This is a genomic window from Arthrobacter sp. CAU 1506 (genome assembly GCF_005047635.1).
GTDB lineage: Bacteria > Actinomycetota > Actinomycetes > Actinomycetales > Micrococcaceae > Crystallibacter.
Genome location: NZ_SUKC01000011.1, coordinates 61,857 through 85,659 on the forward strand (window position 1 = coordinate 61,857; position 23,803 = coordinate 85,659).

Genomic DNA, 23,803 nt, shown 5'->3' on the forward strand with positions numbered 1-23,803 from the left:
CCGCTAACTAGCCTACTGCCAAAGCGGCGCTGATGGCATCGCCGATTTGCGCAGTGGTGCGGGAGGCACTCCCCCGGGCTGCGACGTCGTCCTCCACCGCCTTTTGCACGCGGGCGGCGGCGTCGGCCAGGCCCAGGTGCTCCAGCAGCAGCGCCACGGACAGGATGGCTGCCGTGGGATCGGCCTTCTGCTGGCCGGCGATGTCCGGGGCCGAGCCGTGCACCGGTTCGAACATCGACGGGGCGGTGCGGTCCATGTTGATATTGCCGGACGCCGCCAACCCGATGCCGCCGGTGATCGCCGCGGCCAGGTCGGTGATGATGTCGCCGAACAGGTTGTCGGTGACGATCACGTCGAAGCGCGCCGGGTCGGTGACCATGAAGATGGTGGCCGCGTCGATGTGCAGGTAGTCGACGGTGACGTCCGGGAACTCCGCGCCGACGGTCTCCACGGTGCGGCGCCACAGGTGGCCGGCATAGACCAGCACGTTGTGCTTGTGCACCAGCGTCAGCTTGTTGCGGCGGGCGGAGGCGCGGCGGAAGGCATCGCGGACCACGCGTTCCACGCCGTGCGCGGTATTGACCGAAACCTCGGTGGCGATCTCGTGCGGCGTGCCCACCCGCAGCGCTCCGCCGTTGCCCACATACGGACCTTCGGTGCCTTCGCGGACGACGACGAAGTCCACCTCGCCGGGGTTCGCCAGCGGGCTGGCCACGCCGGGCAGCAGCTTGGCCGGGCGCAGGTTCACGTAGTGGTCCAGCGAGAAGCGCAGCTTGAGCAGCATCTCCCGTTCGATGATGCCGGACGGGATGCGGGTGTCGCCGGGGGCTGCACCGACGGCGCCGAACAGGATGGCGTCATGCTTGCGCAGCTGCTCCAGCGTCTCCTCGGGCAAGGTCTCGCCCGTGGCCAGCCAGTGTTCGGCGCCCAGCGGGTACTCGGTCAGCTCGAACGTGGCATCGCCGCCGGCTGTTGCCGCTTCAAGGACCTTCACCGCCTCGGCCACGACCTCCGGACCGATGCCGTCGCCGGGAATGACTGCCAGGGAGAATGCCTTCGTTGCTGCGCTCATGGATATATTTTAGGGAGGGGGTCCACATTCTGGGCAAACCGTCCCAATATGTGAAACATTAAGGTGGGGTGCTGGTCGGTGTGCTGGCGGGCGTTCCAGCGCTCGTCCCCGGGCAGTCGGCCGGGGTTACGCGACAGTCACCCGTCCACTAATCTCAGACCGCGGAATGACGCGGCCGTCCGCGCCGACATCCTAGAGTTGTGGATCATGGGCGTGCACCACAAAATCTACCGCTGGCTCCAGGCCAACACCGGCAAAGTAGATCTGATCCTGATGCTGGCGGCGGTAGTGGCGTTTGTCTTGCCGTACCTGGCGATGGCCCACCTGCCGGCGTTCGTGATGTCGGCGTTGCTGGTTGTCCCGCTCGCATGGCGGCGGACGTATCCCTGGCAGTCCGGGGTGGCTATGGCGGCTGCGGCCCTGATGAACGTGGCTGTCATCGGCGAGCCGCTGCCCGCGCATGTGTTTGTGCTGGTCACCGTCTACTCGTTGGCGGCGTACGGCCCCCGTTGGAGCAGCCTGGGCGGCCTGGTGCTGGCTCTGCTCGGCGGGGCGATGTACGTGATCCGCTACGGCATCACGGATCCCTTCACCGGCGGCACTGCGCCGTTCTACCTGGTTGCCCTGGTAGCAGTCGATGCCTTGGTACTCGCCTGCTGGATGTTCGGCGACTTGGTCCGCAACCGGCGGCTAACGGTCCAAGCGCTGGAGGACCGAGCCCGCAGGCTTGAAGTGGAACGCCAGCAGGAGCGCGATCTGGCCGCCGCGGATGAACGCAGCCACATCGCGCGCGAAATGCATGACATCGTGGCGCATTCGCTCTCCGTCATCATTACGCAGGCCGACGGCGCCCGGTACGCCAGCGTGCAGGACCCGGCCATTGCCACCGGAACCCTGGCAACCATCGCGGAAACCGGCCGCAATTCGCTGCAGGACATGCGCCGGTTGCTGGGCGTGCTGCGCGGAGACGAGATTGCCTCAACCCGCCCGTTGCCGACGCTGGCCGACGTGGAAACTCTGGTTGACACCGTCCGCCGCTCCGGGCTGGTCGTGCAGCTGGAGCAGTTCGGCGGGCCGAGGCGGTCGATGCCAGCGGGCGCCGAGCTGACGGCTTACCGGGTGGTGCAGGAAGGCCTGACCAACGTCCTCAAGCACGCGGGGCCGGAGGCCTCGGCGCAGGTGCGTCTGGAATGGACTGTCCGCGGCCTGGAACTGCAGATTAACGACGACGGCCGGGGCGCCGCCGCCGACCCGGCCACCGCGGGGAGCCAGCAGGGCCTCACCGGGATGGCGGAACGGCTGGCGCTCTACGATGGAACGGTTCAGGCCGGACCGCGTGCCGGCGGCGGATTCCGCGTCTCGGCCTTCATCCCCTACACCGAAGCCTGACGCCGATGTCGGCAACCTTCCCTGACGGTTGAGTAGCTTCGGTGTGGGCCGATTCCAGCCTGACGAGCTCTGAACCCCCGACCTGCCCGCCCAGCCCCAACCGCTTCCTACGTGTCCTCCAATCCCCGAACCCAACCGAACGCATTCAGCCCCAACCGACCCCAACTCCAGCGTGTTCCGCAGCCCCGAACCGCCCCAACCCCAACGCGTTCCAGCCGACCCAGAAAGATCCCGATGACCGACTCCCCTATCCGCGTAGCTCTCGTCGACGACCAGCAGCTGGTCCGCGGCGGCTTCAAGATGCTGATCAATTCCCAACCGGACCTGGAGGTTGTGGCCGAAGCTGGCGATGGGCGCGAAGCCGTGAGCGCGCTCGGAAAGGTGCGCGCCGACGTCGTGCTCATGGATGTTCGCATGCCGGGCATGGACGGCATTGAGGCGACTACCAGGCTGCTGGACACCGCCGCCGCGCAGCCCGCCGGTTCGGACCGGGCGGACCTGAAGGTCGTGGTGCTGACAACGTTCGACCTCGACGAGTACGCGCTGGCCGCCATCCAGGCCGGAGCCAGCGGCTTCCTGCTCAAGGACGCGCCGCCGGAGGAACTGCTGGGCGCCATCCGCACGGTGCACCGGGGAGATGCGGTGATTGCGCCGTCCACCACGCGGCGGCTGCTGGACCACGTGGCACCGATGCTGCGCACACCGGGCCCGGCGGCCAGCCGCAGCCATGCGGCCGTCGAAACGCTGACGGCCCGGGAACGCGAAGTGTTCACGCTGATTGCCCAAGGTCTCTCTAACCCGGAAATTGCCGCCCAGCTGTTCCTGTCCGAGGCAACCGTGAAGACCCACGTGGGCCATATCCTGGCCAAACTCAACGCGCGCGACCGGGTGCAGGCCGTGCTGATCGCCTACGAAACCGGGGTCGTTACGCCGTAGAGCGGCGTGCGCGCGGGATCAAGGGGCAGCCGGCTGCCGCCGTGCTACTAGATGTCGCCGGCTCCCCGGATGCGCGGCCATACTGCGGCCAGCGCAGCCGCCGAACTACAGGTTGCCGTCGACTCTCAGGCGCCCGGCAGCCGCTGCCGCCGGAACTACAGGTTGCCGTCCGCGAAGGAATCGAAAATCTTGCGGGTCGGCGCATCCAGATGCAGCATGAACTGGCCGTCTGAGCTGTACCCGAATGGGGGCTCGGGCACTTCGCCGCCGACCTTGCGCGGATCCGCCTTGTACGCCCAGGCTCCGAGCGTCAGCGCCTGCTCCGCGGTCAGGTTGGTCTCCACAAGCGGATCGGCGGCGGAGAGCAGGTCGACGAGCCCGGCCGGACCGTTCATCTTCGCCAGTGCGGCGAAGCCGAGCAGCAGGACGCCCTGGTGTGCTGAACGATCGAAGTCGCCACCCGGCAGGGTCTTTCGTTCCCGGGCGAAGTCCAGCGCCGTCTCGCCGTCGAGCTTGCTCTTTCCCGCCTTGACGTCGAGCACCGGGACGGGGGCGTCGACGGTCACTCCGCCTATGTCATCGACCAAGTTTTCGAACCCCTTGAAACCGGTGAGGATGTAGCCCTCCACCTTCAGGCCCGTCACGTCCGTTACGACCTCCTGCTGAGCTTTAGGTCCACCCTGCATCATGGCCGCATTGATTTTCGCCTGCCCGCCGCCCGGCATTTTCACCCAGAGGTCGCGCGGAATGCCCAGGATTCCGCCGCCGCCCTTGCCGTCCACACCGACCACCTGAAGGGCATCGGCTCGTGCTTCCCGAACCTTCTCGCCCTTACTCTTCTGGGCGTCGGAGCCGATGACCAGGACGTGACGCTTGCCGCCCAGCACGGGTTTCTTGACGCCGAGCGACGGCCACCAACCACCGACCGCGGTCCAGGTGCCGTCCTTTTCGACGGCGAGGGTCACGTCCTTGTCCGACGTCAGCACGGCCATCTTCTGCTTGTTCCATTTGCCGGTGGACGCCTTCACGGTGATCTTGGTATCCACCGGTTTGCGGTCCGCGAGAGCGGTCGCCGTCCGCTTGTTGGCCTTGAGCTCGCCGCCCTCGTAGATGGCGGTAGCCAGTTTGGCCAGCGCGGCCGGCATGTCCCCTGTTTCCACACTTGACGTCGGTGTTGGCGTCGCCGTGGCCGACGTCAGCGGGCGGGCGGGCTGTTCCTTCGGGGCACAGCCGGTCAAAACGAGCAGGGAGACAAGGGGCAGTGCGGCGAGGCGCGTAAGCTTCATGGCTCAATGTTCCACTCTCCCGCGCCCGTAGCCCAAAGGTTTCACCACCGCGGCGTGTCCCGCAGTGTTCCGCCTCCGTGGCGGGGAGGGCTTCGGGGCCGGCGCGGTCTCTGGGCGGGTCTCTGCCCGGGTTTCCGCTCGGGTCTCCACGCGCTCGCTGGCACTCGCTTGGTCGGCCACCGGGGCAGCGTCACCTCGCGCTCGCTGGCGCTCGTTTGGTCGACCCCCGGGGTGGCGTCCCCACGCTTGGTCCGCACCGAGGGCAGCCTCACTCCGAACTCGCCGGCGCACGCCTTGCGCCATCGTGCCCCGTCCGGTCTAGCCACCGAGGCTGCTTCGGCCGCTCGTTCGGCCGAGGGCGGGGTAAATCGGTGAGGGCACCCTCCATGGACGGTGCCCTCACCGATTTACCCTGCCCTGACGGTTGCTGACGTGCGCTGCCGGCGCGCGGACGGCCGCGGTGCCAGCGCTGCCGCGGTGCCGGGTTCGGCAACCGTGGTCGAGGCGCGCCGTCCGGGCTCGGTCTCTACGCACTCGCTGGCGCTCGTTTGGTCGACCACCGGGGGCGCGTCTCCACGCACTCGGGTCTCCACGCACTCGCTGGCGCTCGTTTGGTCGACCGCCGGGGGCCGCTTCTCCACCCTGGGTATGAGCGCGGCGGCGCCGAATACCAGCCCGGCGGCGGATCCGGACCGGGGCACCGGTTCCCTACCGTAGGAGTATGACCACTAAAACTGAGCAATCACTCGTCGGCGCCGCCCCCGGACGCGCCGCCTCGGCCGCTGCCACCCGCGGCCTGAACAAGATCTACGGCACCGGCGATACCCGTGTGCACGCCCTCAAGAATGTGGACGCGAACTTCGACGCAGGCAAGTTCACCGCGATCATGGGCCCGTCCGGATCCGGCAAGTCCACGTTGATGCATTGCCTGGCCGGGCTGGACACCGCCGACTCGGGCAACATCTGGATCGGCGGCACGGAGATCACCGGACTCAACGACTCCCAGCTGACCAAGCTGCGCCGCGAGCGCGTGGGCTTCGTCTTCCAGGCCTTCAACCTGGTGCCCACGCTGACCGCGGAGCAGAACATCACGCTGCCCATCTCGCTGGCCAACGGGACGGTGGACAAGGAGTGGTTCGGCTACGTCACCAAGACGCTCGGCCTGACCGACCGCCTGGCGCACCGCCCGCACGAGCTGTCCGGCGGACAGCAGCAGCGGGTGGCCGTGGCCCGGGCACTGCTGACGCGCCCCGATGTGGTGTTCGGCGACGAGCCCACCGGCAACCTTGATTCGAAAGTGGGAGCCGAGGTGCTTTCGCTGTTGCGCCGGTCCTGCCAGGAGATGGGGCAGTCCATCATCATGGTCACGCACGATCCGGTGGCCGCCTCCTACGCGGACCGCGTGGTGCTGATGAACGACGGCGCGCTGGTCGGCGAACTGGACCGCCCGGACACCGACACGATTCTGGCTTCGCTGGCCAAGCTGGGGGCCTAAGCCATGCTGCAAGTAGCACTCGCACAGGTGAGGCAGCACGCGCGGCGGTTCATCGCCGTCGGGCTTGCCGTGATGATGGCGGTGGGTTTCCTGACCGCCACGCTCATGGTCAATGCCTCCACGGAAGCGTCGCTGGGCAACAGCATCGGCGCCGGTTTCCGGAACGCGGACCTGGTGGTAACGGAGGGACCCGAGGCTCCGCTGGATTCACCGGCCGTTGACGCCGTCAAGAGCACCGACGGCGTGGGCGCGGTGTACGCGCAGGAGATGGGGTGGATCGCGTTCGGCACGTCGACCGAATCAGGTTACGGCGCGCTGCAGAACACGGCGCCCGCCGGGCTGGACAACCTGGAACTGCTCAGCGGCAAACTGCCGGGCGACGGCGAGGTGGCCCTGGACGCCGGCACCGCGGAAAAACGTGGACTGGCCGCCGGCGACACCATAGAGCTGGCCCCGGCCGGCGGTCTGGTTGCGGCCGAGGACCTCGCCGCCGCGGGCACCGGGCTGACAGTTTCCGGCATCGTGAAGGCCTCCAAGGATCCGTTCATGATGGGCCAACCGCAGTTCTTTACTGGCGGCGAACTGGTCCAGCACCTGGCTGGCGAAGGCGGACCGCAGCTGCGCTCCATCCAGTTGGATCTGGCGGCCGGCGGCGACGCGACCGCGGTGAAAAGCGCTTTGGCCGGCGCGCTGGCCGATGCCGGTTTCGCCGATGCGACCGTGAACACCGCCGAAGAGCAGACCAAGGCAGTGGTGGCGAGCTTCACCGGCGGCACCGACCAGCTCACCGTGGTGCTGCTGGCGTTCGCGCTGGTGGCGCTGCTGGTCTCCGCCCTGGTGGTGGCCAATACGTTCTCCGTGCTGATCGCCCAGCGCACCCGTGAGCTGGCGCTGCTGCGCTGCATCGGCGCGGACCGCAAGCAGATCCGCAACTCCGTGCTGGCCGAAGCGCTGCTGGTGGGCGTGGGCGCGTCCATCGTGGGCGTGCTGGGCGCGGTAGGCCTGATGGCCGGCATCGTCGCCGTGCTGCAGGCGCAGCCGGACACCGAGTTCGCCGCGCTGGCCGTGCCGCCGGTGGCCGTCGCCGTCGGGCTGGTGGTGGGGATCCTGCTCACCGTGCTGGCCGCGCTGGCCCCGGCCCGTGCCGCGACCCGGGTTGCTCCGCTGGCTGCGCTGCGGCCGGCCGACGAGGCCCGCGCCGGGAACGCCAAAGGCAAGGTCAGGCTCGCGGTGGGCGTCGCACTCACGGTCGGCGGCGCCGTCGTGCTCGCGCTGGGCGCGGTCTCCGCAAACCTGTTGATTGCCCTGCCCGGCGGCATGCTGTCCTTTATCGGACTGCTGCTGTGCGCCACACTGTTCGTGCCGCCGCTGGTGACGGCGGTGGGCGCGCTGGCGAAGCCGGCCGGCGTCCCGGGCAAACTGGCGGCAGTCAACGCCGTCCGCAACCCCGGCCGCACCTCCGCGACCGCCACGGCGCTGCTGATCGGCGTGACCCTGGTGGCGATGATGATGACCGGCGCGCAGACCTCGCGCACCGCCTTCGACGGCCAGTTGGGCGCGGAGTACCCGGTGGACCTGTCCGTCGGCGACCTCACCTTGGAGGGGCAGCCGCTGGATGTATCGGCGGCGGCCACCGCTATGAATTACGACGGCATTGCGGCCGCCGGTTTGATCACGAACGGCGGTCATGCCGAGGTCCACGGGGCGCGCACCGGCGTGTACCAGCTGGCGCCGGAGCAGCTGGACCTGCTGCAGGACAAGACCCTGGTGCTGGACGGGAACACCGTGCTGATGCCGCAGGGCTCCGAGCTGAAGACCCTGACCGTGACCGGCAGCAAGGGCTCCAAGGAACTGACCGTGGTGGAGGCCGACAGCCGGACCCTGCCGCCGCTGATCTCCTCCGCCGTGGCCGCGGAAATCGGCGTGCCGAAGCTGCCCGCCGCCGAGAGCGAGGACTACTACACGTCCTTGCCGCAGCTGTGGGTCTCGGTGGACCGCGATCTGGACGCCTGGGCGCTGCTTGACCTGCGCAGCCAGCTGGCAGCCGGACTGGACGTGAACGAATACCAGATCTCCGGCGCCGCCGTGGAGCGGGCCGCGTTCAACCAGGTGATTGACGTGCTGCTGCTGGTGGTCACCGGGCTGCTGGCCGTGGCGGTTCTGATCGCGCTGGTGGGCGTGGCGAACACGCTCTCGCTCTCGGTGCTGGAACGCACGCAGGAGTCCTCGCTGCTCAGGGCGCTGGGGCTCACCAAATCGCAGCTGCGCGGCATGCTGGCTCTGGAGGCAGTGCTGATCGCCGGCGTGGCCGCGCTGATCGGCGCGGTGCTGGGCGCGGTGTACGGCTGGCTCGGCGCGCAGTCCGCGCTGGGGGCCTTCGCCGCCGTGGTGCCGGACGTTCCGTGGCTGCAACTGCTGGCCGTGCTGGCCGTCGCCGTGGTGGCCGGGCTGCTGGCCTCGGTGATGCCGGCCCGCCGCGCCGCGCGCCTCTCCCCTGTGGAGGGCCTGGCAACGGTCTAGCCGGGATGTGGGCGCCGGCGAGGGCGGGCTAGGAGGTTGCAGGCCACGCGAGGCCACGCCGTCGTCGTCCCCCTCCCCCGCAATCCCCCTCATCGAGGAATCAGCAGGTGCCCTTCTCAGGCTTGGGAAGGGCACCTGCTCAATAGTGGTTGAGGGCCGGATGACCGCGTCTGAGGGATGCGTGCGTTCCGCCGTGGCCAGCGGGTCAGGCCCCGTGGGCAGCGCCCGGCGGGGGCGTTCCGCCGTGGCCGGAGGGCCGATGACCGCGTCCGCCCGACGCGGCCCGGGGTCATCTAGCCCATTCGGTCTGCATCTGCGCGACCGGATGGATGTTGACCATCTTCACGCCGTCGGCGCTGGTCGCCGTGAACTCGTGCCAGGTATGTGCCGGGATAACGATCACGGTCTCGGAGGCTGCATGGCCGGACTCGCCGTCGATAATGAAGTCGATCTCGCCGTCGAGCAGTACAAAGATCTCTTCATACGGGTGGCGGTGGCGCTCGGCGCCGCGGGAATTGACGAAGAAGGACGCATGCGCACCGTGTTCGGAGCCGTGGAAGACGGCGGCGCCTGAGGCAGGACGCAGACTGTCGAAGGACATGGTCTGGTAGGTCATCGGAGCATCCTTCCGCGTCGCAAGTAGCCGATACTCTACCGATCGGGCCCCCGGAGGCCTAGGGAAAAGCAATCTGGGTGGGTGTCTCCCCCGCACGCGTCCGTGCCGCAGACATCGTCCGTGGCGGGTGCTACGTTGGCCGGATAGACCAACGGCGGGTACCGCGTGGACGGAGGTCGATCGTGAGCGAATCCACCGAAACCAAGAAGCATCCGGAGCTGAAGCGGGCCATCGGCACCAAGCTCCTGCTGCTTTTCATCGTGGGCGACATCCTGGGAACCGGCGTTTATGCCCTCACCGGGCAGGTGGCCGGTGAGGTGGGCGGCGCGGCGTGGGCTCCCCTGCTGCTGGCGTTTGTCGTGGCCACCATCACCGCCTTCTCCTACCTGGAGTTGGTGACAAAGTACCCGCAAGCTGCGGGCGCCGCGCTGTACACACACAAGGCCTTCGGGATCCATTTTCTGACCTTTTTGGTGACCTTCGCCGTCCTCAGTTCCGGCATTACCTCGGCTTCCACCGCCGCCAAGTTCCTGGGCGAGAACTTCATTGCCGGCTTCAACCTGGACTGGAACCAGACCGGGGTGACCTGGGTAGCCATCATTTTCATGGCCGTCCTTGCGGCGATCAACTTCCGCGGCGTCAGCGAATCGGTGAAGTTCAACGTGGTCCTGACCCTGGTGGAGTTCACCGGACTGCTGATCGTGATCCTCATAGGATTCTGGGCGATGAGCCAGGGCAATGTGGACTTCAGCCGGGTGATGGTGTTCGAAACCTCGAATGACAAGAGCGTTTTCCTGGCCATCACGGCGGCCACCTCTTTGGCCTTCTTCTCCTTCGTAGGCTTCGAAGATTCGGTCAACATGGCCGAGGAAACCAAGGACCCGTCTCGGATCTTCCCCAAAGTCATGCTCACCGGCCTCGGCATCACCATGATTGTGTACCTGTTGGTGTCGATCACCGCGGTGGCAATTGTCCCGATCGGGCAGTTGTCGGAGAGCCCTACTCCGCTGCTGGAAGTCGTGCAGATTGGAGCGCCGGGCCTGCCGGTGGATGTCATCTACCCGTTCCTGTCCATGTTCGCGGTGGCCAATACCGCGCTGATCAACATGCTGATGGCCAGCAGGCTGCTCTACGGCATGGCGCGCCAGGACGTGCTGCCGCATTTCCTGGGCAAGGTGCACTCGAACCGCCGCTCCCCCTGGGCCTCGATCATCTTCACCACCCTCATTGCCTTCGTACTGATCTTCGTGGTCACCAACGTGATGGGCGCCGAGACCGTTACCGCACTTGGCGGCACCACCGCGCTGCTGCTGCTGGGCGTCTTCACCATCGTGAACCTGGCGGTGCTGGTGCTGCGCCGGAAACCGGTGGACCGCAAGCACTTCCGGACCCCCACGGTGCTGCCCTACCTGGGCATGTTCACCTGCCTCTTCCTGGTGGGGCCGTGGGCGCAGGATCCGATTGAGTACCAGATTGCCGGCATGATGATCGGCCTCGGTTTGGTGCTGTGGCTGTTCACCTGGATGTGGAATCGGGGCGCCTACGGCAGGAGAACCAAGTTCCGCCACCCGGAGGAATTGGGTGAATGAGTGCGCGCTCTTGTGGGTAAGGACAGTCATGACGACGACGGCGGAATCCGTCCGCTTGAGATGACGGGCAGTAGAAAGGAAGGCCATGGCCGCTGACAAACTGTCGACAGGCACGCTGAATCACAAGGACATCGCGTCCTATCTGGACTACCACCTGTTGGGCTCGGCCGCAGGTGTGCAGCTGTTCGACGCCGTCCGCCAGGTTTGGGCGGGCACGCCTCAGGAAGCCGAGCTCCGGAGGTTGCGGGAGGAACTGTCCGCGGAGCGCAAGGAGCTGAAGGCGCTGCACCGCAGCTTCGGCCACCGGCGCAGCACGCTCAAGCGGCTCGCAGCCGCTGCCGGTGCCGTCATCAGCAAGGTGAACCCGCTCAATCCGACCCGTGCTTCCGGCGGCGTGGGGACCCAACTGGAGCTGGAATCGATGCTGTCCGCGCTGCGCGGCAAGCAGTGCATGTGGCAAATCCTGGCTGAGCTGGCCCCCAGCGACCCCCGCCTGGATGCCCTCCGCTTCCAGGAACTGGAGGCACAGGCGGTGGCCCAGCAGAAACGCGTGGAACGGATGATGAACGCCACCGCACCGCAGCGTTTCCTGGCTTCGCCCTGAGCTGAGGCGCCACGTTTTGCTCCTGGGCGCTTGGTCGTGGGCTAAGACGCTTCGTTCTGAGCCGAGGCGAACCTCGTAGTGAGTTGCCGCCTTCCATCCTGAGCTAAGGCGAACGCCGTCGTCGGCTAAGCGCTTCGTCCTGGGCAGATGAGCTTCGGCTACAGCAAAGACCGCCGCCGGCGCTTCCTGGCTGCAGCCGAGCGTTAGTCGGCGGCCGGTTCCTCGTACTTCGGGAAGATCGGCGTCGGCGCCGGCAACGAGGTTCCCGGCACCAAGGCTGAGCCGATGGCAGCGAAGTCGCGGGCGCCGTCGTCGTGCTGTCCCAGCACGTCCAGCAGCTTGCCCGCAGACGTGGGCATGACCGGCTGGATGAGGATGGAGACAATGCGCAGCACTTCCAGCGTCACGTAGAGCACGGTGTTCATCCGCTCCACGTCCGTTTTGCGCAGCACCCACGGAGCCTGTTCCGCGAAGTAGGCGTTGGTGTCGCCAAGCACGGTCCAGATGGCCTCGAGCGAACCGTGGAAGTCCTGCACTTCGTAGGCTGCGCGCGACTTCTCCAGGAGACGTTCGGCGCGGGCCAACAGTTCGTGGTCCTCGGGCGCCAAGGTGCCGGGCTGCGGGACCTTGCCCTCACAGTTCTTCGCCACCATGGACAGCGAACGCTGGGCCAGGTTGCCCAGGTTATTCGCCAGATCCGCGTTCATCCGGCCCACCACCGCGTCATGGCTGTACGAACCGTCGGCGCCGAAGGGAACCTCGCGCAGCAGGAAGAAACGCACCTGGTCCAGGCCGTACTGGGCAACCCACTCGTCCGGGGCCACCACGTTGCCCAGCGACTTGGACATCTTGACGCCGTTGTTGTTCAGGAAACCGTGGATCATCACGCGCTGGGGCAGTTCCAGCCCTGCGGACATCAGGAAGGCCGGCCAGTACACCGCGTGGAAGCGGGAGATGTCCTTGCCGATCACGTGGACATCGGCCGGCCAGTACTTCTTGAAGGACTCGGCCTCTATGTCCGGATACCCGACGCCGGTGAGGTAGTTGGTCAGCGCGTCCACCCACACGTACATGACGTGCTTGTCATTGCCTGGAACCGGGACGCCCCAATCGAACGTGGTGCGGGAGATGGACAGGTCCTCCAGGCCACCCTTGACGAAGCTGATCACTTCGTTGAAGCGACTGCGGGGCGCGCCGAAGTTGGGCTGCTCCTCATAAAGCTTGAGCAGCTTGTCCTGGTACTGGGACAGCCGGAAGAAGTAGCTCTCCTCCTCCGTCCAGGTCAGCTCGGTATCCGTCTGGATGGAATAGCGCTTGCCGTCCTCGCGGAGCTCGGTCTCATCCTCGGCGTAGTAGGCCTCGTCGCGGACCGAATACCAGCCCTCGTACTTGCCCAGGTAGATGTCCCCGGCCTCTTCCATCTTCTTCCAGATGGCTTGGGAAGCCTGGTAATGATCCGCATCAGTGGTGCGGATGAACCGGTCGTAGGAGATCTCCAAGACCTGGTGCGCCGACTTGTAGACCGCGGTGTTCCGGTCCACCAGTTCCTTGGGCGTAATGCCCTCCTTGGCTGCCGTCTGCGCGATCTTCATGCCGTGCTCGTCGGTGCCGGTCAGGAACATCACATCGTAGCCGTCCAACCGCTTGAAACGGGCCATCGCGTCCGTGGCAATGTACTCGTAGGCGTGGCCGATGTGCGGCACGCCGTTAGGGTACGTGATGGCCGTGGTGATGTAGTACGGGGTCTTGGGCTCAGAGGAGGTCACTCTATGAAATTACCCTCTGCGTTCGGCGGTTGTCGAAATGCGCAGGAGAGTTCAGTTCTCCACAGCTCCGGAGCGGCCGTGGACTGCGTCGCCGATCCACGGGCACATTGGTGCCATGCATACTTCTTCCGCTCCCCGTCCGGTGGATATCCCCCACGCCCGGCTGATGACCTATGCGGAGTTACGACGATCAAACTATGAGGAAACCGAGATAGCTGCTGCCCTCCGGGCGCGGAACATCGTGAGAGTGCGGCACGGTGTTTACGCCTCGGCAGAGTTCTGGCGGACGCTGAAGCCGTGGGATCGCGATGTGTGGGCCGTTCGAGCCCATCATCTCAGTTCGCGATCGCACCTGATCTATACCCATGTCTCAGCTGCGCGCCTGTGGGGCATGGACGTCTGGAACGCGACGAATGAGATCCACGTGACCCAAGGGACGCGGCATGGGGACAATTCTGCTGGCGTGGTGCGGCACGCATTGATGATTCCCGATGGACAGGTGGTGATGCAGGGAGGCCTCCGTTTGACCAACAGGGAACGCACCGTCGTCGACTGTGCCAAGCTCCTGCCACATGAGCTGGCAACGGTGATTGCAGATTCGGCCCTTCACCGCGGCGCCAGCCGCCAAGGGGTCAGCGCGATCCTTGAAGAACAGACAGGGTACGCGCATATCAGCAAGGCTCGGCGAGTGCTGGCCGCAGCGAACGCGCTCAGCGAATCCGCCGGCGAAACGAGGCTCCGGCTCAAAGTATTGGAATGGGGGTTCCCGCCTCCGGTCTTGCAGTACGAAATTGATACTACTGAAGGCCGATATCGGGCAGACTTGGCATGGCCCGAGCTGATGCTGATCTTGGAGTTCGACGGCGATATCAAGTACAACGGCAAGGCGCCGACTGACTTTGTTCTCTTGGATGAACGGAAACGCGAAACTGCGCTGATGGAACGCGGCTGGAGCATTGTGCGCGTGCGCTGGCCGCAACTCGATCACGAGGCCAGTCTGCGGAGCCGCATTCTCCGGGCGTATAACAACGCCGTGTATGCACATGGCCGCCCGCCAGCTGCTTAGCAGCAAGGACTTTCCGCTGTCGGTGCAGGGTTGATCGGTCGGGGTAGGGACCGTGGATACTGCAGTGACAGATTTACCCTGCAACAGCAGGGTGGAACTTGGATCCGGGTTAGCAGCAGAGCCGGCAGGACCGGGTCCCGGAGGGAACTGGTCCCGGAGGGAACTGGTCCCGGCGGGACCCTGAACCTGCCGGGACCCTGCACCTGCCGCGTCCGCTCCGCCGACGGAGGCCGACCCCGCCCCAGCTAGGTAGGCCTTCGCTAGTTCATCTTGGTGCTGCTGTCAGCGGCCTTGATGAGCTCCTGGTCGTGGGAGGCCACGAGCACGGCGATGCCGTCCTGGGTGGTGTCCTTCAGGATGTGGATGATCTTGTTGGCCTGTTCGCGGTCCAGGTTGGCGGTGGGCTCATCCACCACCAGGACTTTGGTGCCCAGGATCAGGGCGCGGGCGATCGCGACGCGCTGGCGTTCGCCGCCGGAGAGCTGGCCGGGGCGGTGCCGCATGCGGCGGCCCAGACCGACCAGGTCCAGCAGGTCCTTGGCCATCTCGGTGCGCTCTTCAACCTGGCCGTCGGGTACGGCCGGCAGCAGCACGTTCTCCAGAGCGCTCATGCCGTCGATCAGCGCGCCGCCCTGGTCCACGTAGCCGATCAGCGCACGGCGGCGGTCGGAGATCTGGTCGTCGTCCATGGTGCTGAGCGCATCGCCCTGCCAGAACACCTCGCCGGCAGTGGGCTCCTGGAGACCGGCAGCCACGGTAAGGATGCTGGTCTTGCCGGAGCCGCTGCGGCCGGCCAGGCAGTGCATGGTCCCGGCTTCGAGGCCGAGGTCGAAGTCCTCGGCGATCACCAGAGGTTCGGCCCCGCCGTCGTACCGGATGGTGATGCCGCGCAGCTCCACCGGCATGGCGTGGTCCTCGGTGCGCTCCTTGATGGCAGCGCGGGTCAGGCGTTCTTCAATCATTTCCGGGTCCTTGTCATCAAAACAAACCAGAGGAGCACGGCCACGATGCCAGCGGCAGCGGCCCACACCGCAGCGTGCGGTGCAATAAACAGGGCAGTTACGACGGCGCCGATGACCGCCAGCGGCAGGGCGACGGCCGCGGTGATGCCGGCCTCGCCGCGGCGGGCCTGCAGCAGCAGCGTGGGCGTCCAGCCCATGGCGCCGAGGATGGCGAACTGTTCGCGCTTCCGCTGGGCTTCAAACCGGGTGGTCATCAGCGCCAACAGCAGCGCGGTCACGACGCCGAGCAGCGCCAGCGCGATGTTGAGTCCGCTGAGCTGCGAGGCGGCCAGCGAACCGAGCGCGGTACTGCCGGCGGCGCGTGGAATGTCCGCCAGCACGGCCACCAGGGCTCCGGCCGCGGCGCCGAGCACGGCCACCGCCAAGGCAATCGCCACGGTGTTGAACCGGTTGGTGCTCAGTTGCCTCGCGGCGAACTGGAGGGGCGTCTTCACGGACGGCACACCGGCAGCACCGGACGGTTCGGTATCCCTCTTCGGATGCGGCTTGAGCATGGCCGCAGAGATGAAGGAGGAGGCACCGTAGACCACCAGCGCGATGAGCGATACCCACAACGTCACGGCGCTGCGGCTGATGGCACTGGCAATGATCGCCACCGCCAGCACAGCCACGCCGCCGACCAGCAGCTCGTTCAGGAACCAGGACCGGATGCGGCGCCGGTTCCAGCCCATGGCCCGCAGCGTCACGGCTTCGGTCCGGCGGGAACGGGTGAAGGCCACGGCGCTGGCTGCGGTCAACAGGGCCGCACCGCCGACGGTCAGGGCCAACAGCGCAGCGCTGGATTCGCTCAGGGCACCGTGGACTTCGCCGGCTGCGCCCTGACGGACCCAGGACTGCTGCACAGTGCCGAGATCGCTGACCGTGCCGGAAGCGTCCTTGTGGTAATCGGGAACGTAGATGGAAACGTCTTCGCGGGCCGAACCGGCAACGACCTGAGTCTGCAGGCCAAGGTCCTCGATGGCGGCAGCAACGGTGTTGATCTGGTCCTCGGCGTCAGCCCATGAACCGCCGGCGTCCACCCGGACCCGGACGGCGTCGATCACGGCGTCGTCCGCGCTGGTGCCACGGACCGCGGCAAGCCCGGCGAAGTCGGTGATCGCACCGGCGGACTGCACGGACAGGCCAGCACCGCTAAGCCCCGGCTTCATCACCGTTTCGTCGATCTTTTTGCCCTCGGCATCGTGGGTGATGGTCACCGGCGTCGGGTCATAGCCGCCCAACGGCAGGTAGTTCACATCGCCGGCAGCCTCCCGCACCGCGGCGGCGTCAAAGGTGCCGTACACGAACGGCAGCGGTGTGGCGGATTCGGTGCCGGAATCCACGGTGCTGCGGTAGGACTGCTCCTCCACCGGTGCGCGCTGGCTCTGGTCCGGTTCCAGCTGCCACTGGAGGGTCTTCTCCGGCAGCTTGTTGACCTGGATCCAGCCCTGCGGCGTGGCGGTCTGCTCGGAGCTGCCATCGCTGGCGGCGTCGCCGAGCGCGTAATCCGGGTTGGACATGAAGTCAGTGGTCCACACCGGCGGCTGGTGCAGGCCGGCGACCATTTGGACGCCGCCGGAGCCGAGCAGGTAGTTGTAGTCCTCGCCGCCCGGCCAGCGCAGCTGGAACGGCTTGCTGGATGCGAAGGGCAGGTAGCCCTCCCCCAGTTCCTTGCTGACGGTGCCGACTTCCTTGACGGTGTTGCCGGCGTCGTCCAATTCTTCGATCTTGACCGAGTAGGTCAGGTCCAGGTCGGTGCCGGAGCGGACCACCATGGGGATGACCTGCGACTCGTCGTCGAGCGTGCCGGCTTCAACCGCGTTCTGGTACTGGACGAAGAACGGGCTCCAGAACTGGAACGGGTGCCCGTCGATCGCGGCGCCTTCGCCGCCCTCGGAGAACATGCCCATGCCGAACTGCGAGGAGAAGTACTGGCCCAGTTCCTGGGCGTTGCGGTCCGTGGCTTCCGGCGCCTGCTTGAGCGGGGCCAGGAAGTCGCCGGCCTCGCCGAGCAACGCGGATTCGGCCGCCGGATCCACGGCGACCACGGTCTCGGTGATCTGCGGGAGCATCGGCAGCGCAATGGTGGTGTCAAAATCGCCGTGCATGCTGCCACCGGCGGGGTCCGGGAACTTGATGCCGGTCTCGTCTTCGGGAGCCACGGTGCGCAGGCTGGTGCCGCCGGGAACGTCCAGTTCCTCCAGCTTCGCCTGGCCCAGCGAGCCCTCGGCGGCGGTTTCGAACAGAACGGTGTCGCTCAAGCCATCGTTGCTGACGGCCTTGGCGGTGATCCGGTAGTTGGTCGGTTCTTCGTTGAACACGGAAGCAGGCTCGGGCCACTCACCTTCCGGCACGGCGTCCTGGATGCCCTGCGACTTCAGGTACTGCTCGATGTTCGCGTTGTAGCCGACGTAGTCCGTCGCCTTCAGTTGCGGGAACTCGATGTCCTGGACCACCTTGGAGACCAGCGAAATCGGTGCTGCGACGGACACACCGTCGATCCCGCGGACCTGGTCCAGGTCAGTGGCGGCGATTCCGCCGTTGCCGGACAGGAAGTCGGGCTGGCGCAGTTCATCCCCGCCGGCGCCGCCGGGCAGGACCAGGATGTCGTACACGCCGCGGCTGTTTTCGTCCACCACACGGGTCAGCGCCGCCTGTGCCCGGCCCTGGACGAAAATCGAGAGAACCATCGCCGCGATGAGGACGGCAACCGTGACCACGAGCGACCGGCTGCGCATGAAGCGCGACGCGGCGTTGAACCGGATTTCCAAAAAATCACTCCATACGGCGGCAATGAGGTCAAAGGTCGCATTGACCCGGCATTAAGGTTCTCATGAGGTGCGCGCAGTCGAGGAATCGACCCGCGCGTCGGGCCAAAGCCCGCCCGTGTCCTGCGAGTGCAGCGAGGACCGGGCGGGCTTTACTGCGGCTGGAGCGTTAGTCCTGCAGGTCCACTTCGCGCGCGACGACGGCGCCGATTTCCACGGTCAGCTGGTCCAGCAGGTCCTGCGGGAGTGCGCTGTCCACGGTCAGCACAGCCAGCGCCTGCTTGCTGTCCTCATTGCGGGCGACCTGCATGCCGGCGATGTTGATGTCCTGCTCGCCCAGCAACCGGCCGAGCGTGCCGATCACACCGGGACGATCCTCGTAGAGGAACACGATGACGTGCTCGCTGATCGGCATTTCCACCTCGTAGCCGTTGATGGCCACGATCTTCTGGATCTGCTTGGGGCCGGTCAGCGTTCCGGAGACCGAGATCTGGGAGCCGTCCGACAGTGCGCCGCGGATGGTGAGCACGTTGCGGTACTCTTCGGACTCGGTGGTGGTGATCAGGCGGGTGTTGATGCCGCGCTGTTCGGCCAGTACCGGGGCGTTGACGTATGAAACCTGCTCCGAGACCACATCCTTGAACACGCCCTTGAGCGCGGCCAGCTCCAGGGCCTTGACGTCCAGCTCGGCGATTTCGCCGGCGACCTCGACGTCGATCTGGGTCACCGAATCGTGGGTCAACGCGGTGAAGATGCGGCCGAGCTTTTCGATCAGCGGGATGCCCGGGCGGACGTCCGGGGCGATCACGCCGCCGGCCACATTCACGGCATCGGGCACCAGCTCGCCGGCAAGCGCCAGGCGCACCGACTTGGCCACCGAGATGCCGGCCTTTTCCTGGGCTTCAGCGGTGGAGGCGCCCAGGTGCGGGGTGACCACAACGTTGTCCAGTTCGAAGAACGGCAGGTCGGTGCTGGGCTCGTTGACGAAGACGTCGACGGCGGCGCCGGCGATCTTGCCTTCCTTCAGCGCGTCGTACAGGTCGGATTCGTCAATCAGGCCGCCGCGGGCCACGTTGACCACGTAGGCGGTGTCCTTCATCTTGTCGAAGGCGTCGGCGCCGATCATGCCGACCGTCTCCGGGGTCTTGGGCATGTGGATGGTGATGAAGTCCGACTGCTCCAGCAGTTCGTCCAGGCTGACCAACTGCACGCCCAGCTGGGCGGCGCGGGCGCTGGTCACGTACGGGTCAAAGGCCAGGATCTGCGTCTCGAACGCCTGCATGCGGGCAGCGATCAGGGCGCCGATGCGGCCGAGGCCGATGATGCCGATCTTCTTTTCGTAGAGCTCGGTGCCGGTGTACTTGGAGCGCTTCCACTCGCCGCCCTTGAGCGAGGCGTTGGCGGCCGGGATGTGGCGCGCCAGGCCCAGGATGTGCCCGACGGTCAGTTCCGCGGCGGAGATGATGTTGGAGGTCGGTGCGTTCACGACCATGACACCGGCCTGCGTGGCGGCCTTGATGTCCACGTTGTCCAGGCCCACGCCGGCGCGCGCGATGATCTTCAGGTTCTTTGCCGCGGCAATGGCTTCGGCGTCCACCTTGGTGGCGGAGCGGACCAGGATGGCGTCGACGTCGGCAATCGCGGTCAGCAGCTGGGACCTGTCGGCTCCATCGGTCTGGCGGATCTCGAAGTCAGGCCCGAGGGCTTCGACGGTAGCTGGGGAGAGTTCCTCGGCAAGGAGAACTACTGGTTTTTCCACAGGGGTTGTTCCTTCGCTGCATGCATGGTGATGGCCGTGCGTCTATAAGTGGGGGTGGGTCCAGTCTAGAACGGCTGCCGCCCGGTCCCCCAGTTGTTACCGAACCGGCGGGCCCGGCGCCTCCGCCGGAACGACAGTGAGGCAGAAAGTGACGGCCGGCGCCCGCCGTGGGCGCCGGCCGTAGCACGGACTAGCGGGCAGTGACGCCCTCGGTGTAGTCGTCATCGGACTTGATCCAAGAGAACAGCTTGCGCAGCTCGCGGCCGGTGGCCTCGATCGGGTGGTCTTCACCCTTCTGGCGCAGTTCCAGGAATTCCTTGGCGCCGTTGGCCTGGTCGTCCATGAAGCGCTTGGCGAAGGAACCGTTCTGGATGTCCGCGAGGACGGCCTTCATGTTTTCCTTCACCTCCGGGGTGATCACGCGCGGGCCGGAGACGTAGTCGCCGAACTCAGCGGTGTCGGAAACCGACCAGCGCTGCTTGGCGATGCCGCCCTCGACCATCAGGTCCACGATCAGCTTGAGCTCGTGCAGCACCTCGAAGTAGGCGATCTCCGGCTTGTAGCCGGCTTCGGTCAGGGTCTCGAAGCCGTACTGCACCAGCTGCGAAGCGCCGCCGCAGAGCACTGCCTGCTCGCCGAACAGATCCGTCTCGGTCTCTTCGGTGAAGGTGGTCTCGATGACGCCCGCGCGGGTGCCGCCGATGCCCTTGGCGTAGGACAGCGCCAGTGCCTTGGCACCGCCGGTGTAGTCCTGCTCGATGGCGATCAGGTCCGGCACACCACGGCCGGCTTCGAACTCGCGGCGCACGATGTGGCCCGGGCCCTTGGGGGCAACCAGGGCGACGTCGACGTTGGCCGGCGGCTGGATGAAGCCGAAGCGGATGTTGAAGCCGTGGCCGAAGAACAGGGCGTTGCCCTCTTCAAGCTTGTCCGCGATGGATTCGGCGTAGACCTTGGCCTGGACCTGGTCTGGGGTGAGGATCATGATCACGTCGGCCTCGGCGGCCGCGTCGGCGACGGAGAGGACCTTGAGGCCCTCGGCCTCGGCCTTGGCGCGGGACTTGGAGCCCTCGGCCAGGCCAACGCGGACGTCAACGCCGGAATCGCGCAGGCTCAGGGCGTGGGCATGGCCCTGGCTGCCGTAACCGATGACAGCGACCTTGCGGCCCTGGATGATCGAGAGGTCGGCGTCGTCGTCGTAAAACAGCTCAGTCACTTTGGGTTTCTCCTGTTGGGTATTTCGTGGAAAGGAATCAGGCGGAACGCAGCGCGCGGTCGCTCATCGAGCGGGAGCCGCGGCCAATGGCCAGCGTTCCGGATTGGACTATTTCGCGGATGCCAAACGGCTCCAGCACTGCAAGCAGAGCTTCGAGCTTATCGGCGGTGCCGGTGGCCTCCACAACCAACGAGTCTGTGGACACGTCGACCACGGAGGCACGGAACAGATCTGCTGCCTGGGTTACCTGCAGCCGTGTTGCGGCATCCGCGCGGACCTTGACCAGGATGTGGTCGCGCTGCACGGAAGTTTCGGGAACCAACTCGACGATCTTGATGACGTTGACGAGCTTGTTCAGTTGTTTGGTGACCTGCTCCAGCAGATCACCCTCGGCCTCGACCACCACGGTGATACGGGAAAACCCGTCAGCTTCCGTCGGGCCGACCGCCAGAGAATGGATGTTGAATGCGCGGCGGGCGAAGAGGCTGGCGACGCGGGTCAGTACACCCGGGACGTCCTCCACCAGCACTGAAAGGGTATGGCGGGCCATGCCTAGTCCTCCTCTTCCCATACGGGGGTCATGTCGCGGGCAATCTGGATGAGGTCGTTGCTCACGCCGGAGGGGACCATCGGCCACACCATCGCGTTGGGGCTGACCACGAAGTCGATCACTACCGGACGGTCGTTGATCGCCAGCGCCTGCTGGATGGTGGCGTCGATGTCCTCGACCCGTTCGCAGCGCAGGCCCACGCAGTCGTAAGCATCGGCCATCTTGACGAAGTCCGGCACGCGCACGGTGTCGTGGCCGGTGTTCAGGTCGGTATTGGAGTACCGGCCGTCGTAGAACAGGGTCTGCCACTGGCGGACCATGCCCAGCGAGGAGTTGTTGATCACCGCCACCTTGATGGGGATGTTGTTCAGCCGGCAGGTGGCCAGTTCCTGGTTGGTCATCTGGAAGCAGCCGTCGCCGTCGATCGCCCAGACCACGCGGTCCGGGTTGCCCACCTTGGCGCCCATCGCGGCCGGCACCGAGTAGCCCATGGTGCCCAAGCCGCCCGAGTTCAGCCAGGCGTGCGGGCGCTCGTACTTGATGAACTGCGCGCTCCACATCTGGTGCTGGCCCACGCCGGCAACGTAGACGGCTTCCGGCCCGGTCAGCTCGCCGATCCGCTGGATCACCTGCTGCGGGGCCACCAGGCCGTCGTCGGGTTCGGAGAAGCCCAGCGGGTAGGTCTCGCGGAGCCGGTCCAGCATGGCCCACCAGGCGGAGAGGTCGGGCGTGCCTTCCGCAGCGAATCGCTCGCGGCAGGCGTCGGCCAGTTCCGGAATGATTTCCTTGACGGAGCCCACGATCGGCACATCGGCCGTGCGGTTCTTGGAGATCTCCGCCGGGTCGATGTCGGCGTGGATCACCTTGGCACCCGGGGCAAAAGTGCTCAGCACGCCGGTGACGCGGTCATCGAAGCGGGCGCCCAGCGTGATCAGCAGGTCTGCCTGCTGCAGCGCGGTCACCGCGGAGACGGAGCCGTGCATGCCCGGCATGCCAACATGCTGCGGATGCGAATCCGGGAACACGCCGCGGGCCATCAGCGTGGTGACCACCGGGGCGCCCACCAGCTCGGCCAGCTCGCGCAACTCCTGGGACGCGTGGGCCTTGATCACGCCACCGCCCACGTAGAACACCGGGCGTTCGGCCGCGGCGATCAGTTTGGCCGCCTCACGGACCTGCTTGGAATGCCCGCGCACCACCGTGCGGTAGCCGGGGATGTCGATCTTCGGCGGCCAGGAGAAGCTCATCATGGACTGCTGGGCGTCCTTGGTGATGTCCACCAGCACCGGGCCGGGGCGGCCGGTGGTGGCAATGTGGAACGCCTCGGCCAGCACGCGCGGAATCTCCTGCGCCTTGGTGACCAGATAGGAGTGCTTGGTGACCGGCATGGTGATGCCGACGATGTCCGCTTCCTGGAACGCGTCCGAGCCGATCACGGCCGAGGACACCTGCCCGGTGATCGCCACCATCGGCACCGAATCCATGTGCGCGTCGGCAATGGCGGTGACCAGGTTGGTGGCGCCTGGCCCGGAGGTGGCAATGCAGACGCCGGCGCGGCCGGTCACCATGGCATAACCCTGTGCGGCGTGGCCTGCACCCTGTTCATGACGGACCAAGACATGGTTGATCTTGGCCGAATCCATGAGCGGGTCGTAGGTGGGGAGGATAGCCCCGCCTGGCAACCCGAAGACGTCATCGACGCCCAGTTCTTCCAGCGAACGGACAACGGCTTGTGAGCCGGTCATTTCCGTGGGCGGCACGATGTTGTTCGGCCCGATGACCGGGCTGAGGCCGTCCACGACGGAAGAGACAGAGGCAGCTACATCTTTGGTTTTGACGGCGTCGGCCGCGGCCGGCGCCTTGTGAGCCATCAGCGAGGGGCTGATTGGCGATCCCTTAGTCATCGGATTTTCCTTTGCGGATCTTACGTTTCTTTGATGTGCTTGCCGTCCTCCGCGAGCGGAAGAAGGCCCTGTGCTCTTCTGCAAATAAAAAAACCCCGTCGAGCCGGTTGGCTCCGATGGGGTTAGCGCGTGACGTGGTCGAACCAGACGGGCGTTACGCCACGCGCTTGATAAGGACGACCACGGATACGCTTTGCATGGCTTCAGTTTCGTGCCACGCGCTTACCAGTGTCAACCTGAGACATCTGTGTCTCACTATTTGGGCA

17 protein-coding genes are annotated in these 23,803 nt (G+C 66.3%); 7 read left to right on the plus strand and 10 right to left on the minus strand.

The features are described from left to right. Window positions 1-7: 7 nt before the first annotated feature. A complete protein-coding gene (locus E4J89_RS13315) occupies window positions 8-1,072 on the minus strand; it encodes a 3-isopropylmalate dehydrogenase (RefSeq protein ID WP_136786631.1) in 1,065 nt (354 codons plus the stop codon). A 207-nt stretch (window positions 1,073-1,279) separates the two neighbouring features. Here E4J89_RS13315 and E4J89_RS13320 point away from each other — a divergent pair, with 207 nt between their 5' ends. Both E4J89_RS13320 and E4J89_RS13325 read left to right on the plus strand, forming a co-directional pair. After that, complete coding sequence (locus tag E4J89_RS13320) at window positions 1,280-2,461, plus strand: histidine kinase (protein ID WP_136786632.1); 1,182 nt, start codon at window positions 1,280-1,282, stop codon at window positions 2,459-2,461. A 234-nt stretch (window positions 2,462-2,695) separates the two neighbouring features. Beyond that, window positions 2,696-3,397 carry a response regulator transcription factor gene (locus E4J89_RS13325; protein ID WP_136786633.1) on the plus strand — a complete coding sequence of 234 codons (702 nt, stop codon included), beginning with the start codon at window positions 2,696-2,698 and terminating at the stop codon, window positions 3,395-3,397. Between the two features lie 155 nt (window positions 3,398-3,552). On the opposite strand, the gene E4J89_RS13330 is transcribed toward E4J89_RS13325, so the two are convergent. Next, entirely contained in the window at window positions 3,553-4,683 is a 1,131-nt protein-coding gene (locus E4J89_RS13330; RefSeq protein WP_136786634.1) for an LCP family protein, read from the minus strand. A 721-nt stretch (window positions 4,684-5,404) separates the two neighbouring features. On the opposite strand from E4J89_RS13330, the gene E4J89_RS13335 reads away from it, so the two are divergent. Continuing rightward, window positions 5,405-6,178 (plus strand): ABC transporter ATP-binding protein, encoded by a 774-nt coding sequence (locus E4J89_RS13335; protein WP_136786635.1) that lies wholly within the window; start codon window positions 5,405-5,407, stop codon window positions 6,176-6,178. A 27-nt stretch (window positions 6,179-6,205) separates the two neighbouring features. Then, window positions 6,206-8,698, plus strand: coding sequence for an ABC transporter permease (locus E4J89_RS13340; RefSeq protein ID WP_240691886.1), 2,493 nt, complete (start codon window positions 6,206-6,208; stop codon window positions 8,696-8,698). Window positions 8,699-8,987: 289 nt separating this feature from the next. Here E4J89_RS13340 and E4J89_RS13345 read toward each other — a convergent pair whose 3' ends face one another. Next, on the minus strand, window positions 8,988-9,314 hold the full coding sequence (locus tag E4J89_RS13345; RefSeq protein WP_136786637.1) for a cupin domain-containing protein: 327 nt from the start codon (window positions 9,312-9,314) through the stop codon (window positions 8,988-8,990). 182 nt (window positions 9,315-9,496) lie between these two features. Between E4J89_RS13345 and E4J89_RS13350 the strand changes: the two genes are divergently transcribed. Both E4J89_RS13350 and E4J89_RS13355 read left to right on the plus strand, forming a co-directional pair. Next, window positions 9,497-10,903, plus strand: coding sequence for an APC family permease (locus tag E4J89_RS13350; protein ID WP_240691887.1), 1,407 nt, complete (start codon window positions 9,497-9,499; stop codon window positions 10,901-10,903). A gap of 85 nt (window positions 10,904-10,988) precedes the next feature. After that, on the plus strand, window positions 10,989-11,507 hold the full coding sequence (locus E4J89_RS13355; protein WP_136786638.1) for a hypothetical protein: 519 nt from the start codon (window positions 10,989-10,991) through the stop codon (window positions 11,505-11,507). A gap of 203 nt (window positions 11,508-11,710) precedes the next feature. Here E4J89_RS13355 and metG read toward each other — a convergent pair whose 3' ends face one another. Then, window positions 11,711-13,273: a methionine--tRNA ligase gene (metG, locus tag E4J89_RS13360; protein WP_136786639.1), complete on the minus strand. Its 1,563-nt coding sequence runs from the start codon at window positions 13,271-13,273 to the stop codon at window positions 11,711-11,713. 115 nt (window positions 13,274-13,388) lie between these two features. On the opposite strand from metG, the gene E4J89_RS13365 reads away from it, so the two are divergent. After that, window positions 13,389-14,339: a hypothetical protein gene (locus E4J89_RS13365; RefSeq protein WP_136786640.1), complete on the plus strand. Its 951-nt coding sequence runs from the start codon at window positions 13,389-13,391 to the stop codon at window positions 14,337-14,339. A 260-nt stretch (window positions 14,340-14,599) separates the two neighbouring features. Here the strand turns inward: E4J89_RS13365 and E4J89_RS13370 are convergent, their stop codons facing one another. The 6 genes from E4J89_RS13370 to E4J89_RS13395 form a co-directional block, all read right to left on the minus strand. Then, window positions 14,600-15,301: an ATP-binding cassette domain-containing protein gene (locus E4J89_RS13370; protein WP_136786641.1), complete on the minus strand. Its 702-nt coding sequence runs from the start codon at window positions 15,299-15,301 to the stop codon at window positions 14,600-14,602. Beyond that, complete coding sequence (locus E4J89_RS13375) at window positions 15,298-18,111, minus strand: ABC transporter permease (RefSeq protein ID WP_346763386.1); 2,814 nt, start codon at window positions 18,109-18,111, stop codon at window positions 15,298-15,300. Before E4J89_RS13375 ends, E4J89_RS13370 begins: the two co-directional genes overlap by 4 nt. A gap of 166 nt (window positions 18,112-18,277) precedes the next feature. Beyond that, window positions 18,278-19,867, minus strand: a complete 1,590-nt coding sequence (gene serA, locus E4J89_RS13380; RefSeq protein ID WP_136786642.1) for a phosphoglycerate dehydrogenase — start codon at window positions 19,865-19,867, stop codon at window positions 18,278-18,280. Between the two features lie 190 nt (window positions 19,868-20,057). After that, a complete protein-coding gene (gene ilvC, locus E4J89_RS13385) occupies window positions 20,058-21,083 on the minus strand; it encodes a ketol-acid reductoisomerase (protein ID WP_136786643.1) in 1,026 nt (341 codons plus the stop codon). A 37-nt stretch (window positions 21,084-21,120) separates the two neighbouring features. After that, window positions 21,121-21,633, minus strand: coding sequence for an acetolactate synthase small subunit (gene ilvN / locus E4J89_RS13390; protein WP_136786644.1), 513 nt, complete (start codon window positions 21,631-21,633; stop codon window positions 21,121-21,123). A 2-nt stretch (window positions 21,634-21,635) separates the two neighbouring features. Continuing rightward, window positions 21,636-23,537, minus strand: coding sequence for an acetolactate synthase large subunit (locus E4J89_RS13395; protein WP_136786645.1), 1,902 nt, complete (start codon window positions 23,535-23,537; stop codon window positions 21,636-21,638). Between the last annotated feature and the right edge of the window lie 266 nt (window positions 23,538-23,803).

Excerpts from the sequence above, each read along its gene's own strand:
- E4J89_RS13315 (WP_136786631.1), bottom strand. The coding sequence starts at position 1,072 with ATGAGCGCAGCAACGAAGGCATTCTCCCTGGCAGTCATTCCCGGCGAC.
- E4J89_RS13320 (WP_136786632.1), top strand. The coding sequence starts at position 1,280 with ATGGGCGTGCACCACAAAATCTACCGCTGGCTCCAGGCCAACACCGGC.
- E4J89_RS13325 (WP_136786633.1), top strand. The coding sequence starts at position 2,696 with ATGACCGACTCCCCTATCCGCGTAGCTCTCGTCGACGACCAGCAGCTG.
- E4J89_RS13330 (WP_136786634.1), bottom strand. The coding sequence starts at position 4,683 with ATGAAGCTTACGCGCCTCGCCGCACTGCCCCTTGTCTCCCTGCTCGTT.
- E4J89_RS13335 (WP_136786635.1), top strand. The coding sequence starts at position 5,405 with ATGACCACTAAAACTGAGCAATCACTCGTCGGCGCCGCCCCCGGACGC.
- E4J89_RS13345 (WP_136786637.1), bottom strand. The coding sequence starts at position 9,314 with ATGACCTACCAGACCATGTCCTTCGACAGTCTGCGTCCTGCCTCAGGC.
- E4J89_RS13355 (WP_136786638.1), top strand. The coding sequence starts at position 10,989 with ATGGCCGCTGACAAACTGTCGACAGGCACGCTGAATCACAAGGACATC.
- E4J89_RS13365 (WP_136786640.1), top strand. The coding sequence starts at position 13,389 with ATGCATACTTCTTCCGCTCCCCGTCCGGTGGATATCCCCCACGCCCGG.
- E4J89_RS13370 (WP_136786641.1), bottom strand. The coding sequence starts at position 15,301 with ATGATTGAAGAACGCCTGACCCGCGCTGCCATCAAGGAGCGCACCGAG.
- ilvN (WP_136786644.1), bottom strand. The coding sequence starts at position 21,633 with ATGGCCCGCCATACCCTTTCAGTGCTGGTGGAGGACGTCCCGGGTGTA.
- E4J89_RS13395 (WP_136786645.1), bottom strand. The coding sequence starts at position 23,537 with ATGACTAAGGGATCGCCAATCAGCCCCTCGCTGATGGCTCACAAGGCG.